The organism is Acinetobacter sp. 5862 (assembly GCF_024494585.1).
GTDB lineage: Bacteria > Pseudomonadota > Gammaproteobacteria > Pseudomonadales > Moraxellaceae > Acinetobacter.
In genome coordinates, this window is sequence record NZ_JANHGP010000124.1 from 1 (window position 1) to 234 (window position 234).

Sequence of the window (234 nt, forward strand, 5' to 3'; positions counted from 1 at the left end):
GTATTGCAAATCATCGTGTTTTGGCGATGAATCGAGGAGAAAAAGAAAAAGTATTATCAATAAAAATTGATTTTGATACGACACGTATTCAAAGAGAAATAGAAAATGTTGAGATAAAAACTCAAAATGACGCAACTCCGTTTATTAAAGAGGCTATTCAGGATAGTCTCAAGCGATTAATTCTTCCTTCAATAGAAAGAGAAATTAGAGGAGATCTAACACAAAATGCAGAAT

Annotated in this window: 1 pseudogene; it reads left to right on the forward strand. The window is 31.6% G+C overall.

Annotated features, from left to right (window positions below):
- A pseudogene (locus NO346_RS14780) lies at positions 1 to 234 on the forward strand (RNA-binding transcriptional accessory protein); the annotation flags it as partial.